Source organism: Serratia inhibens (assembly GCF_003591175.1).
GTDB classification, from domain to species: domain Bacteria; phylum Pseudomonadota; class Gammaproteobacteria; order Enterobacterales; family Enterobacteriaceae; genus Serratia; species Serratia inhibens.
The window spans coordinates 1,404,478-1,419,728 of the sequence record NZ_QYYG01000001.1; the positions used below are offsets into that span (position 1 = coordinate 1,404,478).

Genomic DNA, 15,251 nt, shown 5'->3' on the forward strand with positions numbered 1-15,251 from the left:
CAACAATAATTAGGGCAACAGCCGTTTGAAAGTCTCGGATGTTGCTTCTTTTTTTACGCAACACCTTCCCTGTCGGCCAAAATGAGCTATGTTATCAATATCGCTCAATAGCTGTATGCATAAACAGGTCTGACATGAAGGGATTCCCACCGCTTATCGTCGCATTGCTGGCTAGCTCGTTGGTATTGACCATTGGCCGTGGCGCCACGCTACCGTTCATTACTATCTATCTGACCGGGCATTTCCACCTGTTGCCGAAAAGCGTCGGCATTATTCTGGGCATCAGCCTGACGATCGGCATTTTCGCCAGCCTGTATGGCGGCTATCTGGTTGACAAGTTCAACAAGAACACATTGATCCTGCTTTCCATTTTACTGTTCGCCCTGAGCTTTTTCGCCATCCCATGGATCCCGCGCCCAGGAGGCATAGTTCTGGTACTGGCGATCTTGCATACTGCCTATTCGGTGCTGGGCATCACCATTAAAGCGTGCTTTGCCGACTGGCTGCCGGTCGCACAGCGTATAAAAGCCTTTTCCCTCAACTATACGCTGGTGAATGTCGGCTGGGCTGTGGGGTCATCGCTGGGCGTTATGGTCGCCGGGCTGAGTCCGCTGCTACCGTTCTATCTCTCCGGCGGGTTGGCCTTATTGACGGTGGCGACACTGAGCTTTCGTCTGCGTGGGCAACGGCACTCCGGGCAGCCTGCGGCAGCCGAATCCGCACCGACCACATTGCCTGATTTTCGTCAGACGCTGGCCATCCTGCGCAGCGATCGTCGGCTGATTTACTTTACGCTCGGCAGTACGCTGGGGGCGGTCGTTTTCGGCCAGTTCACCGGCTACCTGTCGCAATACCTGATCATCGTCTCGAACGCCGAATTTGCGTACAAAATCATTGGCGTGGTGATGATCGTCAATGCCAGCATCGTCATCGCGTTGCAGTATTTGCTGAGCCGGGGCATGCGCCAGGAAAACATGCTGCGCTGGCTGGCGCTGGGCACAGTGTTTTTCATTGTCGGGCTGATCGGTTTTATGCTGGCGGGGCAATCCGTGTGGCTGTGGGCAGTGGCCATGGCGATATTCACGTTGGGGGAGATTATCGTCATCCCGGTGGAATATATGTTTATCGACTTTATCGCACCGCCGCATTTGAAAGGCAGCTACTATGGCGTGCAAAACCTCAGTGCGTTGGGGGGCGCCATCAACCCGGTGCTCTGCGGTTTTATCCTCAGCTATGCCGCACCATCACTGATGTTTCTGACATTGATTGCCGCCGCGTTATTGAGCCTGTTATTCTTTTTCCTCGGCCACCGGCTGGCGCAGAAACCGCATCCAAATATTATCGCCACCCACGTGGAATAAGGTCACGCGCGATCTTTCGCCGGGGCTGTCAACCTGCCCAACAGGCATGGATGTCATAGAGATAATTCATGGTGTGATTTGTGGCGCAGGTCACAGTTTAATTGTATGATGAATACATCAGTTAAACGGGAAAAGGTGATGGCCAACGTGCTTACACTGTGCTGGAAATATCTGAGGGCAATCGTCCTTATCTACCTTTGCTTGTTTGCCGGCAATGCCATCGCAACGCTACTGCCGATCGCCATTCCCGGCAGTATTATCGGCATGCTGATCCTGTTCGCCCTGCTCTCCAGCCAGATTTTGCCGGCGAAATGGGTCAAACCCGGCTGTCATCTGCTGATCCGCTATATGGTGCTGTTGTTCGTGCCGATTGGCGTCGGTGTGATGAACTATTACAACCAAATCATCGAACATCTCAGCCCGCTGGTGGTGTCCTGCGTTATCAGTACCCTGATGGTACTGATCGTCGTCGCCTGCACCTCTCACTACTTTCATCGCGAGCGTAAAATCATCGGCAGTGACGATCCTGCGGAGGGTAAAAAATGATCCATGAAATCTGGTGGTCATTGCCGTTAACCTTGCTGGTCTACTTTGCGGCACGCTGGCTGGCTCAGCGGCTGAAGATGCCGCTGCTGAACCCGCTGCTGGTTTCCATGGCGGTGATCATTCCCCTGCTGCTGCTGACCGGTGTTCCCTATGAACGCTATTTTCAGGGCAGCAAGATCCTCAACGACTTGCTGCAACCGGCGGTGGTGGCGCTGGCCTTCCCGCTGTATGAGCAGTTGCATCAGATCCGCGCCCGCTGGAAGTCGATTATCGCAGTGTGCTTTATCGGCAGCATGACGGCGATGATCAGCGGTGGCGCCATCGCGCTGTGGATGGGCGCAACGCCGGAGATTGCCGCATCAATCATGCCGAAATCCGTCACTACGCCGATCGCCATGGCGGTAGCTGAATCCCTTGGCGGCATCCCCGCTATCAGCGCCGTCTGCGTTATTTTCGTCGGCATCTTTGGCTCGGTATTCGGCCATTCGCTGTTCAGGCTGCTGAACATCACCACCCGTTCTGCGCGCGGCCTGGCGATGGGCACCGCTTCGCATGCGATAGGCACGGCACGTTGTGCGGAAATGGACTATCAGGAAGGCGCCTTCAGCTCGCTGGCGCTGGTGATTTGCGGGATTATTACTTCGCTGTTGGCACCCTTCGTCTTCCCGGTGCTGCTGCATTTGTTCGGTTAACGGGCTGGAAACTTGCGATACATCCCGCATTTATCGTTTTCATTGCATTGATTTCATCAATAAGGAGACTTAAATCACACTTTATTACCGCAAGGCTGCCTAAAATGTTATCCCGTTAACCTGTAGAGAGAGTTTCTATGCACCCGCGTTTTCACACCGCTTTCGGCGAACTGTCCGCGACATTGCAATCCGTCCTGCTGCCTTATTTTGATGCGCCTGCTTTCCCGGCCATGTTCGAGGCGCAGCAGGTAGACGCGATCAAGCAGCGCTGCGGGCTGGATGATGATGCTCTGGCATTTGCCCTGCTGCCTCTGGCAGCGGCTTGCTCGTTAACGCCGATCTCCCATTTCCACGTCGGTGCCATTGCCCGCGGTCAGAGCGGCAATCTGTATTTTGGCGCCAATATGGAATTCAGCGGTGCGCCGATGCAACAAACCATTCATGCGGAACAGTGTGCAGTGACCCACGCCTGGCTGCGCGGTGAACCTGGCCTGGCCTCCATCACCGTCAACTACACGCCTTGCGGCCACTGCCGCCAGTTTATGAATGAACTGAACAGCGGTGCCGGCCTGCAAATTCGCCTGCCCGGCCGTGAGCCGGCCACGCTTGGCGACTATCTGCCGGATTCGTTCGGCCCGAAAGACCTGGATATCGCCACGCTGCTGATGGATCGGGTCGATCAGGGCTACCAACTGACGCTGTCTGACGAACTGGAGAAAGCCGCGCTCGCCGCCGCTAACCAGAGCCATGCGCCCTACAGCAATGCCCACAGCGGTGTCGCGCTGGAAGCCGAAGACGGCACAATTTACGCCGGGCGCTATGCGGAGAACGCCGCCTTTAACCCGAGCCTGCCGCCGCTGCAAGCTGCTTTGATTCTGCTGAACGTCTCCGGACACGACTGCCAGAAAATCCGCCGTGCAGTGCTGGCTGAACCACAAACCGCTATCCTCACCCAGTGGGACGCCACCCGCGCCACGCTGGAAGCGCTGGGTTGCCAAAACGTCAGCCGCATCACTTTCTGATCCCGATCACGGCGGTGCCGCCCGGCACCGCTGTTAACAGCCCCGTAAGCCGATTACAATGGCATTCACGTCTTAAAACACTTTCTTTAGTTAAATTATGACGTGATCGTCGATAATTACGCCAATTTACCTCATGATCCGATAACAATTGCTGTACATATTTTCCCGATCTTTTAGGATCGGCATCATAAAAGTTATCCGATACGTTGAAGAGCAAAACAATGGAACTTGAATACGAAAGCAAACGCCCTCTCTACATCCCTTACGCCGGCCCGATTCTGCTGGAATTTCCGCTGCTGAACAAAGGCAGCGCCTTTACCGAGGATGAACGCAGCCATTTCAACCTGCACGGTTTACTGCCTGAAGCGGTGGAAACCATCGAAGAGCAGGTTGAGCGCGCCTATCGTCAGTATCAGGATTTCAAGAACGATAACGACAAACACATCTATCTGCGCAATATCCAGGATACCAACGAAACCCTGTTCTACCGCCTGCTGGATGCGCATCTGAGCGAGATGATGCCCATCATCTACACCCCGACGGTCGGCGAAGCCTGTGAGCACTTCTCCGATATCTACCGCCGCGCGCGCGGGCTGTTTATCTCCTACCCAAACCGCGATCGCATCGACGACATGCTGCAAAACGCCACCAAGCAAAACGTTAAAGTGATCGTGGTCACCGACGGTGAACGCATTCTCGGCCTGGGCGATCAGGGCATCGGCGGCATGGGCATTCCTATCGGCAAGCTCTCGCTGTATACCGCCTGCGGCGGCATCAGCCCGGCCTATACCCTGCCGGTAGTGCTGGACGTTGGCACCAACAACCCGCAGCGCCTCAACGATCCGCTGTACATGGGCTGGCGCCACCCGCGCATCTCCGGTGATGAATACCACGCCTTTGTCGAAGAGTTCATTCAGGCAGTAAAACGCCGCTGGCCAAACGTGCTGCTGCAATTCGAAGACTTCGCACAGAACAACGCCACTCCGCTGTTGAACCGCTATCGCGATGAGATTTGCTGCTTCAACGACGATATTCAGGGCACCGCAGCCGTCACCCTCGGCAGCCTGATCGCCGCCAGCCGCGCCGCCGGTAGCCAGCTGCGCGACCAAACCGTGACCTTCCTTGGCGCCGGTTCAGCCGGTTGCGGCATCGCCGAGCAGATTATCGCGCAGATGAAATCCGAAGGACTGAGCGAAGACGAAGCCCGTGCCCAGGTCTTCATGGTCGACCGTTTCGGCCTGCTGACCGACAAGCTGCCCAACCTGCTCGATTTCCAGAGCAAACTGGTGCAAAAGAGCGAAAACCTGGCTTCATGGCAGACGTCCAGCGACGCCATCTCCCTGTTGGACGTGGTGCGTAACGCCAAACCAAGCATTTTGATCGGCGTTTCCGGCCAGCCGGGCCTGTTTACCGAAGAGCTGATCCGCGAAATGCACAAGCATTGTCCGCGCCCGATCGTCATGCCGCTGTCCAACCCGACTTCGCGCGTGGAAGCCCGCCCGGAAGACATCATCAACTGGACCGACGGTGCCGCGCTGGTCGCGACCGGCAGCCCGTTTGCGCCGGTGAGCTATAAAGACCGGCTGTTCCCTATCGCCCAATGCAACAACTCCTATATCTTCCCGGGGATTGGTTTGGGCGTGCTGGCCTCCGGTGCTACCCGCGTGACCGACGCCATGCTGATGGCCGCCAGCCGCGCGCTGGCAGATTGTTCGCCGCTGGCAACCGACGGACATGGCGCGCTGTTGCCGAATATCGACGATATTCAGGGCGTATCCAAGTGCATCGCGATGGAAGTGGGCAAAGCGGCGCAGCTGCAGGGAATGGCGGTAGTCACCTCTGAAGAAGCGCTGTCGAAGGCCATTGAACACAACTTCTGGCGGCCACAGTACCGCAGCTACAAGCGCACCTCGTTCTGATTTGCGCAGGTGAAACACAAGGTCCGGCACGCCGGGCCTTTTTTATGGTCAAAACCGCCTAAAAATGCGGCGCAATACGTGCTTCAGGCAGCGGACAGCTTGCTTCAACCAGTCAGGTAAAGTAGCCTTGAACCCTCTTTTTCAACCCCTGCGCGTAAGGCAACAACATGTGGAAACGCCTGATAATCAGCCTGTTCATCATCATTACGGTGTTGATGCTCTCGGCGCTCGCGCTCGATCGCTGGATCAGTTGGAAAACCGCACCTTACGTCTATGACGAACTCCAGGGGCTGCCTCATCGCCAGGTCGGTGTGGTACTTGGCACCGCCAAATATTACCGTACCGGCGTCATCAACCAATATTACCGTTACCGCATTCAGGGCGCGATTAACGCCTATAACAGCGGCAAGGTGAAATATCTGCTGCTGAGCGGAGACAATGCCCAGCAAAGCTATAACGAACCCATGACCATGCGCCGCGATCTGATCGCCGCAGGCGTGGCACCCAGCGATATCGTGCTGGATTACGCCGGGTTCCGTACCCTGGACTCCATAGTGCGCACCCGCAAGGTGTTCGACACCAATGACTTCATCATTATCACCCAGCGTTTCCACTGCGAGCGCGCGCTGTTTATCGCCCTGCATATGGGGATCCAGGCCCAGTGCTATGCAGTGCCGTCGCCGAAAGACATGATGACGGTGCGTGCTCGCGAGATCTTCGCCCGCCTTGGCGCATTGACCGATCTGTACATACTCAAGCGCGAACCGCGCTTCCTCGGCCCGCTGATCCCCATTTCCGCCATGCACGCCGTGCCGGAGGATGCCCAGGGTTATCCGGCGGTGTCGCCGGAGCAATTGGTTGAGCTGGAACACAAGCTGGCAGCGGAAAAACAAAAGGCCAAACAGCCTTAGCTGCAACGATGAACATAAAAACGGTCGGCATTTGCCGACCGTTTTTTCCATATTTTATACCCTATGGCTTTCGAGTTGCAGCTAGGCGACCAGCTCGCTCATCCCCAGGCGCTTACTTTAGTAAGTAACTGGGGTGAGCGAGTGCAGGTAACAACGCTGCGGCTTGAAAGACGACGGGTATAAGATTACTTCTTCTTGGCGTACTTCAGTGAATCCAGCGCCACGGCGAAGATAATGATGCCGCCCTTGATGATGTACTGCCAGTAAGGGTTAACGCCTATGTAGGTCAGCCCGTAGTTGATGACGGTAAAGATGATCACCCCGGTCACTACGCCCAGCACCGTTCCCACCCCACCGGCAAAGGACACCCCGCCCACCACGCAGGCGGCAATGGCATCCAGCTCATACATAAAGCCGAGGTTATTGGTGGCGCTGCCGATACGGCCGGCTTCCAACAGGCCGCCGAAAGCGTAGAACACGCCGGACAGCGCATAGATCATGATCAGGTTCAACGGCACGTTCACGCCGGAAACCTTTGCCGCTTCCGGGTTACCGCCGATGGCGAAGATATTTTTGCCGAAGCGGGTTTTATTCCACAGGATCCAGACAAAAATAATCGCGATAATGGCGTAGAAGGTAATGTACGACAGCTTAAAGTCGCCAAAGCGCAGGAACCCCTGGGCAAAGGTAGAGAACTTAGGATCGAACCCCGCTACCGGCGAAGCGCCGACCGAATCGTAATACAGCGAGTTGATGCCGTAGACGATGATCATGGTACCCAGGGTGGTAATAAACGGCGTCACATTGAGGTAGGCAATAATCAGGCCGTTCACCAGGCCGATCACCGCGCCAACGGCGCACACCAGCAGGATCACCAGCGGAATCGACCAGGTTTCCATATGCGGAAACACCTTATTGACGTTGTCCATCGACTGCAGCAGCGTTGCCGCCACCACCGCTGCCAGCCCGACCTGGCGCCCGGCGGACAGGTCGGTACCCTGAGTGACGATCAATCCGGCCACACCCAGTGCAATAATAATACGCACCGATGACTGGGTCAGGATGTTGCTCAGGTTCATTAAACTGAGGAACGTCGGGTCCTGGATAATAATAATTGCCAGCAGCACCAGCAATACCACGTAAATGCCACCTTCTTTAAAATAGGTGAACAAAGTTTTTTTATTCAGCGCGTTCATAATTCTGATCCTTAAAGGTGCAGGGATGCGAGACGTAAAATTTCATTTTGCGAGGTCTGTTTGGTGTTAACGATACCCGCAACCTGACCATTACTCATCACCAGTATTCTGTCGGTAATTCCCAAAAGCTCCGGCATTTCGGACGAGACAATAATGATCCCCTTGCCCTTCTTCGCCAATTCGGTCATCAGCTGATAAATTTCGAATTTGGCGCCGACGTCAATGCCGCGCGTCGGTTCATCCAGCATTAATATTTCCGGTTGGGTTAACAGCCAGCGGCCGATAATCACTTTCTGCTGGTTGCCGCCGGACAGCGAACCGATATGGGTGTGATGACCCGGCGTCTTGACCCGCATGGCGTCGATCACCCATTGGGTGTCGCTTTTCATCCGGGCGTTGTCCAGCAGACCGATTTTATTTTTATAGTTGCGGATATTGGATATCAGCGAGTTGAAGCCCACGTCCAGATAAGCGTAAATCCCGGTAGAGCGGCGCTCTTCCGTTACCAGTGCAAAACCGTGGTTTATCGCTTCATTGGCGCTGTGATTGTTGATGGCCTTGCCATGCAGCTTGATGGTGCCCGCCACTTTCTCGCGGATACCGAACAGGGTTTCCACAATGTCCGTGCGCTTGGCGCCCACCAACCCGGCAATGCCAAGGATTTCACCTTTGTGAAGATCGAAAGAAACATCGCGAATGGAAGGCTGGCGCAATGACGTCAGGTTCTTCACCTCCAGAATCACCTCTCCCGGCGTATTCTGCCTGTCGGGGAAACGCTGGCTGAGCGAACGCCCCACCATCATCGAGATGATCTTGTCCATATCCAGCCCTTCCAGCGGCTGGGTGGCGATCCACTGGCCGTCGCGCAGGATGGTGATTTCATCGCACAGCTGGAAAATCTCTTCCATTTTGTGCGAAATATAGACAATGCCGCAGCCGCGCTCTTTCAGCTTGCGGATAATGGTGAACAGGTGGTTCACCTCTTTTTCCGTCAGTGATGAGGTCGGCTCATCCATAATGACAATCTTGGCGTCATAGGAAAACGCCTTGGCGATTTCGATCATCTGCATTTGCGATACCGATAACGTACCCACTTTATCCCGTGGGTTGATATCAATATCCAGCTCGTCGAATATCGCCTGAGTATCCTTCAACATCTTGTCTTGATCGACAAACATGCCTTTGGTCGGGTAACGCCCCAGCCACATGTTGTCCATTACGGTGCGCTGCAGGACCAGGTTTAACTCCTGATGCACCATTGAAACGCCGTGTTCCAGCGCCTCTTTTGAGCTTTTGAAATCAATTTCCCGGCCCTGAAAAACAATGCTGCCGGCATCTTTTTTATAAATGCCAAACAGGCATTTTAACAATGTCGATTTCCCGGCGCCGTTCTCCCCCATTAACGCATGAATGGAGTGCGGACGAACGCGCAGGTTAACGTTATCCAATGCCTTGACGCCGGGGAATGACTTGCTGATATCGGTCATTTCCAGGAGGAATTCGCGTGGGCTGTCGGCCATAAATACACCTGGCTATTATTGTACCCATCAACTTTCAAACCGCAGCCTGGTTAGCTGCAAGATGAAATTCGTAGGTATAGGCTGTCATTTTAATAAAGAAATTCCCCCGCCTGCGGCTTTCCTGGTGTCGGCGCTGAGCGCACCCCAGGCGGGGTCATTACGGGTTAGCTCAGAACTTACTTAACAAACTGAGACAAATTGTCTTTATCTACGCCAACGTAAGGAATGCGCACCACTTTATTTTCGATTTTATATTGGGTGCCGTCGGCGGCAGGTTTGCCCGCTGCCAGGTTTTTCGCCAATTGGAAGGTGGCTTTAGCCTGATTGTCGGCATCGTTCAGCACCGTCCCCGCCATTGCGCCGGATTTGACCATTGCCAGAGCTTCCGGCAATGCATCCACGCCGAATACCGGAATGCTGGATTTGTTGTGTGCCTTCAGCGCTTCTACCGCGCCCATCGCCATGGCATCGTTGTTGGCGATAACCACTTCAATTTTGTTGGCGTTGGGGCCGGACAACCAGGCGTCCATTTTGTCTTTCGCCTGAGCGGTATCCCACATGGCGGTGTCCATCTGCAGTTGCTGCGTTTTAAGACCGCCTTCGTTCAGCGTCTTCACCACGTAGGTGGTGCGCGCTTCGGCATCCGGGTGGCCCGGTTCGCCTTTCAGCAACACATACTGAATCTGGCCGTCTTTGTTCAGATCCCAGTTCGGGTTGGCTTTCCAGTGCTTGGCGATCAGTTGGCCCTGGATCACGCCGGACTCCTTGGAGTCGGTCCCGACATAAAACGCCTTGTCGTAGCTGTCCAGCGCCTTGCGGGAAGGCTCTTTGTTGTAGAACACGATAGGGATATCGTTTGCGCGCGCCTTATCGATAACCACCGGGGCCGCCGCCGGGTCAACCAGGTTGATCGCCAGCGCTTTTACGCCCTTGGCGATCAGCACGTCGATCTGGTCGTTTTGCTTGGACTGATCGTTCTGCGAGTCATTCATCAGCAGAGTGACATCAGGAGAAGCCTTGGCGTCTTTCTCGATCGCCTTGCGCACTACCGACATAAAGTTGTCGTCGTATTTATAAATGGTGACGCCAATACGGGTATCTGCATGAGCTGCGGCACCAAACATCATGGCTGCGGCCGTCGCGGCCAGGGTGAAAACCTTCTTATTCATTGTCTGTCTCCGGTTTATGTAGGTCGTACTCGGTATTGAGCCAAAGGTAACCGGCGGTGGGTGCACGACCGGGTCTGGCAGGTTCCCTGTCATCCGTGAATCATGTTATTCCTGAAAAGTGCTGTGTCAGCGCGAGATCAAAATGGCAGCGGCAAGTGCCTTTGCGCCGGAAAACGCCTAGAGCATAGACGGGGCGATGTTAATAATCTGTGAATTTTCTCACAGATTGAAAACGGTTACACAAGATTAAATCTTCAGAGAGTGACCGCCGCCTCACTTTGCCAGGGGGCATCGGAATGGCGGCGTACCAGAGTGGGCATAAACAGGTGACGGGCCTGGGGCTCCAGCCCGTCAGCCGCGCCCCGCAGGGCCAATTCGGTGGCGAGAGTCGCCATGGTAACAATGGGATAGCGTACCGTGGTCAGTTTGGGGCTGGTGTAGCGTGCAATGGGGATATCATCAAACCCCACTATCGAGAAATTTTGCGGCACTGTGATACCGTTTTCTTTCAGCACCGCCATGGCACCGGCGGCCATCGCGTCGTTATAGGCGAACACCGCGCTCAGGTGCAGGTTGCGCCCAAGCAGCTCGACCATCGCGGCCTCCCCGCCCTGCAGATCCGGCGAACCGTAAGCACGCCAGCTGTCCGGCGTCGCCAGACTCGCCGCGTTCATCGCCTGCTCATAGCCCTGCTGACGCAGCGGTCCGTCTTCGATCGGGTGATTGGAACCCAGGTAGCCAATACGCTGATGACCCTGCGACAGCAGCAGGCGCATCGCCATCTCTGCGCCGCTGACGTTATCCAGGCCAACGCAGCGGTGTTCATAGCCGGCGATGATTCGGTTAATCAGCACCATGCCCGGCACCTGCTCGAGAAAGGCGATCAATTCGGCGTCACACAAAGCTTTTGCATGAACAATCAAGGCATTGCATCGCTGACGAATTAATACTTCGATGGCATGACGCTCTTTTTCCGCCTGGTGGTAGCTGTTGCCAATCAGCAGGTATTTGTGGTTTTTCTGCGCCACAGTGTCTACCGCTTTCACCAACGCGCCAAAGAAGGGATCGGAAACGTCCATCACCACCACGCCAAGGGTATCGCTGCTCTGGGTGGCCAAAGCCTGCGCGTTGGCATTGGGCCGGTAGCCCAGTTCCGCCACCGCCTGCAACACCCCTTCACGTGTCTGTTTGCTGGTCAGAGCGCTGTTGTTCAGCACGCGGGAGACGGTCGCCACGGACACGCCCGCGCGTTTCGCCACGTCGCGAATGGTGATTGGGTGAACAGAGGCCATGAAAGATCCTGAGGTCGGGGTCGTTGACAGTGGCACTATCCTACCCCGTTTGTCATCCTCCTCTGCGTGAATTACGTCACAGGAAAGAAAACGTTTACATACATTTTTTTAACCTGCCTGCGCCAGATCTCAGTTCAGCGCCCTCGGTTCTGCCTGGCCGGCGGCCAGATGGGTCAATTTTCGCCATAGCCACTCTACCGGCCCCTGCGGGAAATAACTCAGCCACAGGTTGGAAAACAACAGGTTAGCAAGCCAGACCAGCGGCACAAACGCCAACAGTTGCAGGCGGTCAAACTGCTGATACAAACCAAAACGATAGAACAGCGTGGTGCAGATCAGCGTTTGCAGCAGGTAATTACTCAGCGCCATACGCCCGACCTGCGTCAGCCAACGGCCGATACGCAGGCGCGATAGCGCCGGCCAGAAACCGTAACACAGCGCCAGATAACCCATCGCCTGCAAGGGTGCGCCCAGCTCACGCGGCGCTTGCAATAAAAAGCCGCTCCAGCGGTAATCCCAGTGCAGATGCCACTGCAAGGCTATCCCCGGCAGTTGGATCAGCAATGAAAGCGGTATCAGCCAAGCCGCCTGTCGCCGATAGTAGCCCGGCGAATAGGTACCGCGCAGCCAGCCACTGCGCATCAGCCCCGCGCCAAACAGCATCAATCCCGCCAATTCCCAGCCGTATTGGGCACCAATCGCCAGCAGGCTGGAAGACAACAGGTCAACACGGCTGCGCCATGCCTCCATGCCCCCCTGCAATTTCCAGAACTTCTCATACTGCAACTCAGCTACGCCTGGCTGCCAGAAACCGCCCGGCTCCCCGTGCGAAACGAATCCCAGCAGCAGCAGTACCCCAACGCCAATCAGGTATAACACCACGCCGGTTTTCAGCAGTTGGTAAGTGTCCTTCGCGTCGCGGATCATCCGCCAGCACACCAGGCCGATTAAGCCGTAAGCCAACAGGATATCGCCGTCCCAGAGGAAAATGGCATGCCCCAGGCCAAACAGCACCAGCCACGACAGGCGCGCACGTATCCAGCCTTTGCCGCGGCGCAGCAGCATCTGCAGGCCCGCGCCGAATAACAGGGCAAACATCGCCAGAAACTTGGCCTGCGCGAAAATATCCAGCAGCGCCCAGGTCCAGGCGTCGCGAGAGGTTGGTAGCCCCAGATAGGCAGGATTAAGGTAGGCCGCCTTTGGCAGGCCAAAGGCGCTGATATTCAGCAAAAGAATGCCAAGAATGGCGATACCCCGTACGCAGTCCAGCGTGGCGATGCGTGGCAAAGGGGCCGTGGAGCTAGTGTTCATTATTTTACCGCTGTATGCCGGTCATTAAAAAGGCGCCCGCAGGCGCCTGTTATACCCGTCATACTTGAAGCTGCCTCTGTGTTGACTGCGTGCACTTACCCGAATCACTTACCTGAGTAAGCTCATCGGGATAAGCGCCCTTGCCGCCTTGATGCAACTCCAATTATCCAGGGTAGAAATGGCCCGCCATCACCCCTGGTGATGACGCACCGCGCGCAAAAACTCCTGGCGCGTGTTCTGGCTGGACTTGAACAACCCACCCAGAGAAGTGGTGGTGGTGGCGCTGGTCGCGTCACGGATGCCGCGTGCCTTAACACAATAATGGACCGCATCAATCGATACCGCCACGTTATTGGTGCCGAGCAAGGTTTGCAATGCCACCAGGATCTGCTGAGTCAAACGCTCCTGCACCTGAGGGCGTTGGGAGAAGAACTGCACGATACGGTTGATTTTCGACAAACCTATGACCGCATCTTTCGGAATGTAGGCCACGGTCGCTTTGCCGTCGATAGTCACGAAGTGATGCTCGCAGGTGCTGGTCAGTGTGATATCGCGCACCGTCACCATTTCATCTACCTTCATCTTGTTTTCGATGACGGTGATTTTTGGGAAGTTGGCGTAGTCCAGGCCGGAGAAAATCTCATCGACATACATTTTGGCAATGCGGTGCGGGGTTTCCGCCAGGCTGTCGTCGGACAAGTCGAGATTAAGCAGCTGCATGATTTCCGTCATGTGCTCTTTAATACGACGTTTGCGCGTTTCGCGATCCAGCACTTCACCACGCAACGGGGTTTCCAGACCACGCTCTTCGAGCGCTGCGTGAACCAGGGCAGCTTCTTTACTTAATGATGTCATTTATTCTCTCCAACGGACTTGAATTCACCCGCCCGACGGCTTTACCGGACAGATAGGTGAATTGCATACTCTCCTGACGGCAGAAGTTTCCGTAGTTGATAACGTGAACCCGGTCAAGATTTTGCCCCCCACTCTAGATGAGAGTGAGGGGATTATCCAGTGATTGTGTTTCAACCGCAGGTGAAATATTCGCATTTAGCACAATCAGGCCGGCTGCGGGTATCCCGTGTTTTTTGTACGGAATTTAATCACAGCGGCGTCGGTTTTCGCGCCAATTCGCGCGCCGGCGTATTCACCACCAGCAGACCGGCCACGATCAGACCCGCAACCGCCACATACAACGCCGGTTCCAGCCTGTGGGTCAATGCCGTCGACAGTGCCGACAACGTAGGACCAACCAGTTGCCCCAGCGCATAACCGGTAGTCAACAATCCCGCCATATAACGCGCATGGTTGGGCGCCAACTCCCGGCCATGCTGGATGGAAAGCTGCACCACGCTGAGGAAACCGCCGCCGGTAAGTAACGCCCCCAGCGCCAACCCGGCCACACCCGGTACCACTTCCGCGCACAATACCCCCAGCGCCTGCACCCACAGGGTAATAGCCAGACGTGACTGAGTGGTCAGCCGGTGGCGAGTCAGAATGCCGAGAACGATCCCCAATACTGCCGCACCGCCGAAGATCGGCCAAACGAACTGAGCGAACAGACTATCGGGAAAGCGAGCCGCCGCCATTTGCGATAAAAAGGTCGCCGGCAAAATATAGCCAAAGCCCGCCAGACTGTAGCTCCATACCAGGCGTTTCAACGCCGGGGTCAGTTGCAGCGGCTCCGCTGCCACGTTGGGGCGATGCAGCTCACCGGCACGCGGCAGGTTGATGCTGATGGCGCCAATCAGTGCCAGCGCCAATACGCCGTATACCATCCAGGCCTGCGACGCCGTCAGCGCCAGACTATGAATGCCCACCGCCATCATGCCGCTGATAAAAATTCCCGCGCCCGGGCCGGCGAATACCGCCGCGCTCAGCGCCGGCCGGCCATAATGTGCCAGCCGCTCGTTAGTCCAGGCCGCCACCAATACCATCGACCAGCCGCTGGCCCAGCCGATGAAAAATCGCACCGCACCATGCCACCACTCGCCCTGCACCACGGCGGAAAGCAGCGTCAAGACCACTGCGCCCCACACGCCCAGCCACAGCCGGCGTTCAACGTGGCGGCTGGCGCGCATGGCGTCGTAAGCGCCGCACAGATACCCCAGGTAGTTGATCGCAGCCACCAGCCCGGCCCCGGTCAGGGTAAACTGGTGTTCGGCGATCATCAGCGGCACCTGCGGGGTAAAGGCGAAGCGCCCAATCCCCATGGCGACGATCAACGCAATAAAACCGCTCAGGGCAATTCTTAAGGCCATGTAGAGTTATCCAGACTGTTAAAAGAAAGTTGCCAGCATCATGCCGCAGTA

The 15,251-nt window shown here is 55.9% G+C and carries 13 protein-coding genes; 6 read left to right on the plus strand and 7 right to left on the minus strand.

Going from position 1 to position 15,251, the window contains the following annotated elements; genetic code table 11:
• Positions 1–134 precede the first annotated feature (134 nt).
• The 6 genes from D4100_RS06640 to sanA all read left to right on the plus strand — a co-directional run bounded on the left by D4100_RS06640 (position 135) and on the right by sanA (position 6,451).
• On the plus strand, positions 135–1,361 hold the full coding sequence (locus tag D4100_RS06640; RefSeq protein ID WP_006322201.1) for an MFS transporter: 1,227 nt from the start codon (positions 135–137) through the stop codon (positions 1,359–1,361).
• 138 nt (positions 1,362–1,499) lie between these two features.
• The gene (locus tag D4100_RS06645; RefSeq protein WP_006322199.1) at positions 1,500–1,907 is read left to right on the plus strand and encodes a CidA/LrgA family protein; all 408 of its coding nucleotides are present in this window, start codon (positions 1,500–1,502) and stop codon (positions 1,905–1,907) included.
• Entirely contained in the window at positions 1,904–2,599 is a 696-nt protein-coding gene (locus D4100_RS06650; RefSeq protein ID WP_006322197.1) for a CidB/LrgB family autolysis modulator, read from the plus strand. Before D4100_RS06645 ends, D4100_RS06650 begins: the two co-directional genes overlap by 4 nt.
• Before the next feature lie 137 nt (positions 2,600–2,736).
• Positions 2,737–3,621: a cytidine deaminase gene (gene cdd, locus D4100_RS06655; RefSeq protein ID WP_006322192.1), complete on the plus strand. Its 885-nt coding sequence runs from the start codon at positions 2,737–2,739 to the stop codon at positions 3,619–3,621.
• Positions 3,622–3,842: 221 nt separating this feature from the next.
• A complete protein-coding gene (locus D4100_RS06660) occupies positions 3,843–5,540 on the plus strand; it encodes an NAD-dependent malic enzyme (RefSeq protein WP_006322191.1) in 1,698 nt (565 codons plus the stop codon).
• A gap of 167 nt (positions 5,541–5,707) precedes the next feature.
• A complete protein-coding gene (gene sanA, locus D4100_RS06665) occupies positions 5,708–6,451 on the plus strand; it encodes an outer membrane permeability protein SanA (protein ID WP_006322190.1) in 744 nt (247 codons plus the stop codon).
• Positions 6,452–6,636: 185 nt separating this feature from the next.
• Here the strand turns inward: sanA and mglC are convergent, their stop codons facing one another.
• The 7 genes from mglC to D4100_RS06705 all read right to left on the minus strand — a co-directional run bounded on the left by mglC (position 6,637) and on the right by D4100_RS06705 (position 15,200).
• Positions 6,637–7,647 carry a galactose/methyl galactoside ABC transporter permease MglC gene (gene mglC / locus D4100_RS06670; protein WP_006322189.1) on the minus strand — a complete coding sequence of 337 codons (1,011 nt, stop codon included), beginning with the start codon at positions 7,645–7,647 and terminating at the stop codon, positions 6,637–6,639.
• Between the two features lie 11 nt (positions 7,648–7,658).
• Positions 7,659–9,167, minus strand: a complete 1,509-nt coding sequence (mglA, locus tag D4100_RS06675) for a galactose/methyl galactoside ABC transporter ATP-binding protein MglA (RefSeq protein WP_006322187.1) — start codon at positions 9,165–9,167, stop codon at positions 7,659–7,661.
• Positions 9,168–9,343: 176 nt separating this feature from the next.
• On the minus strand, positions 9,344–10,336 hold the full coding sequence (gene mglB / locus D4100_RS06680; protein ID WP_006322185.1) for a galactose/glucose ABC transporter substrate-binding protein MglB: 993 nt from the start codon (positions 10,334–10,336) through the stop codon (positions 9,344–9,346).
• 254 nt (positions 10,337–10,590) lie between these two features.
• Complete coding sequence (gene galS, locus D4100_RS06685) at positions 10,591–11,628, minus strand: HTH-type transcriptional regulator GalS (protein WP_119803674.1); 1,038 nt, start codon at positions 11,626–11,628, stop codon at positions 10,591–10,593.
• A gap of 129 nt (positions 11,629–11,757) precedes the next feature.
• A complete protein-coding gene (yeiB, locus tag D4100_RS06690) occupies positions 11,758–12,939 on the minus strand; it encodes a DUF418 domain-containing protein YeiB (protein WP_043913173.1) in 1,182 nt (393 codons plus the stop codon).
• 189 nt (positions 12,940–13,128) lie between these two features.
• Positions 13,129–13,794: a GTP cyclohydrolase I FolE gene (gene folE / locus D4100_RS06700; RefSeq protein ID WP_004942347.1), complete on the minus strand. Its 666-nt coding sequence runs from the start codon at positions 13,792–13,794 to the stop codon at positions 13,129–13,131.
• Between the two features lie 248 nt (positions 13,795–14,042).
• Positions 14,043–15,200 (minus strand): YbfB/YjiJ family MFS transporter, encoded by a 1,158-nt coding sequence (locus D4100_RS06705; RefSeq protein ID WP_006322181.1) that lies wholly within the window; start codon positions 15,198–15,200, stop codon positions 14,043–14,045.
• Between the last annotated feature and the right edge of the window lie 51 nt (positions 15,201–15,251).

What these genes read in the sequence shown, in the direction of transcription:
- D4100_RS06640 (WP_006322201.1), top strand. Translation starts at nt 135, where the DNA reads ATGAAGGGATTCCCACCGCTTATCGTCGCATTGCTGGCTAGCTCGTTG.
- D4100_RS06645 (WP_006322199.1), top strand. Translation starts at nt 1,500, where the DNA reads ATGGCCAACGTGCTTACACTGTGCTGGAAATATCTGAGGGCAATCGTC.
- D4100_RS06650 (WP_006322197.1), top strand. Translation starts at nt 1,904, where the DNA reads ATGATCCATGAAATCTGGTGGTCATTGCCGTTAACCTTGCTGGTCTAC.
- cdd (WP_006322192.1), top strand. Translation starts at nt 2,737, where the DNA reads ATGCACCCGCGTTTTCACACCGCTTTCGGCGAACTGTCCGCGACATTG.
- D4100_RS06660 (WP_006322191.1), top strand. Translation starts at nt 3,843, where the DNA reads ATGGAACTTGAATACGAAAGCAAACGCCCTCTCTACATCCCTTACGCC.
- sanA (WP_006322190.1), top strand. Translation starts at nt 5,708, where the DNA reads ATGTGGAAACGCCTGATAATCAGCCTGTTCATCATCATTACGGTGTTG.
- mglC (WP_006322189.1), bottom strand. Translation starts at nt 7,647, where the DNA reads ATGAACGCGCTGAATAAAAAAACTTTGTTCACCTATTTTAAAGAAGGT.
- mglA (WP_006322187.1), bottom strand. Translation starts at nt 9,167, where the DNA reads ATGGCCGACAGCCCACGCGAATTCCTCCTGGAAATGACCGATATCAGC.
- mglB (WP_006322185.1), bottom strand. Translation starts at nt 10,336, where the DNA reads ATGAATAAGAAGGTTTTCACCCTGGCCGCGACGGCCGCAGCCATGATG.
- galS (WP_119803674.1), bottom strand. Translation starts at nt 11,628, where the DNA reads ATGGCCTCTGTTCACCCAATCACCATTCGCGACGTGGCGAAACGCGCG.
- yeiB (WP_043913173.1), bottom strand. Translation starts at nt 12,939, where the DNA reads ATGAACACTAGCTCCACGGCCCCTTTGCCACGCATCGCCACGCTGGAC.
- folE (WP_004942347.1), bottom strand. Translation starts at nt 13,794, where the DNA reads ATGACATCATTAAGTAAAGAAGCTGCCCTGGTTCACGCAGCGCTCGAA.
- D4100_RS06705 (WP_006322181.1), bottom strand. Translation starts at nt 15,200, where the DNA reads ATGGCCTTAAGAATTGCCCTGAGCGGTTTTATTGCGTTGATCGTCGCC.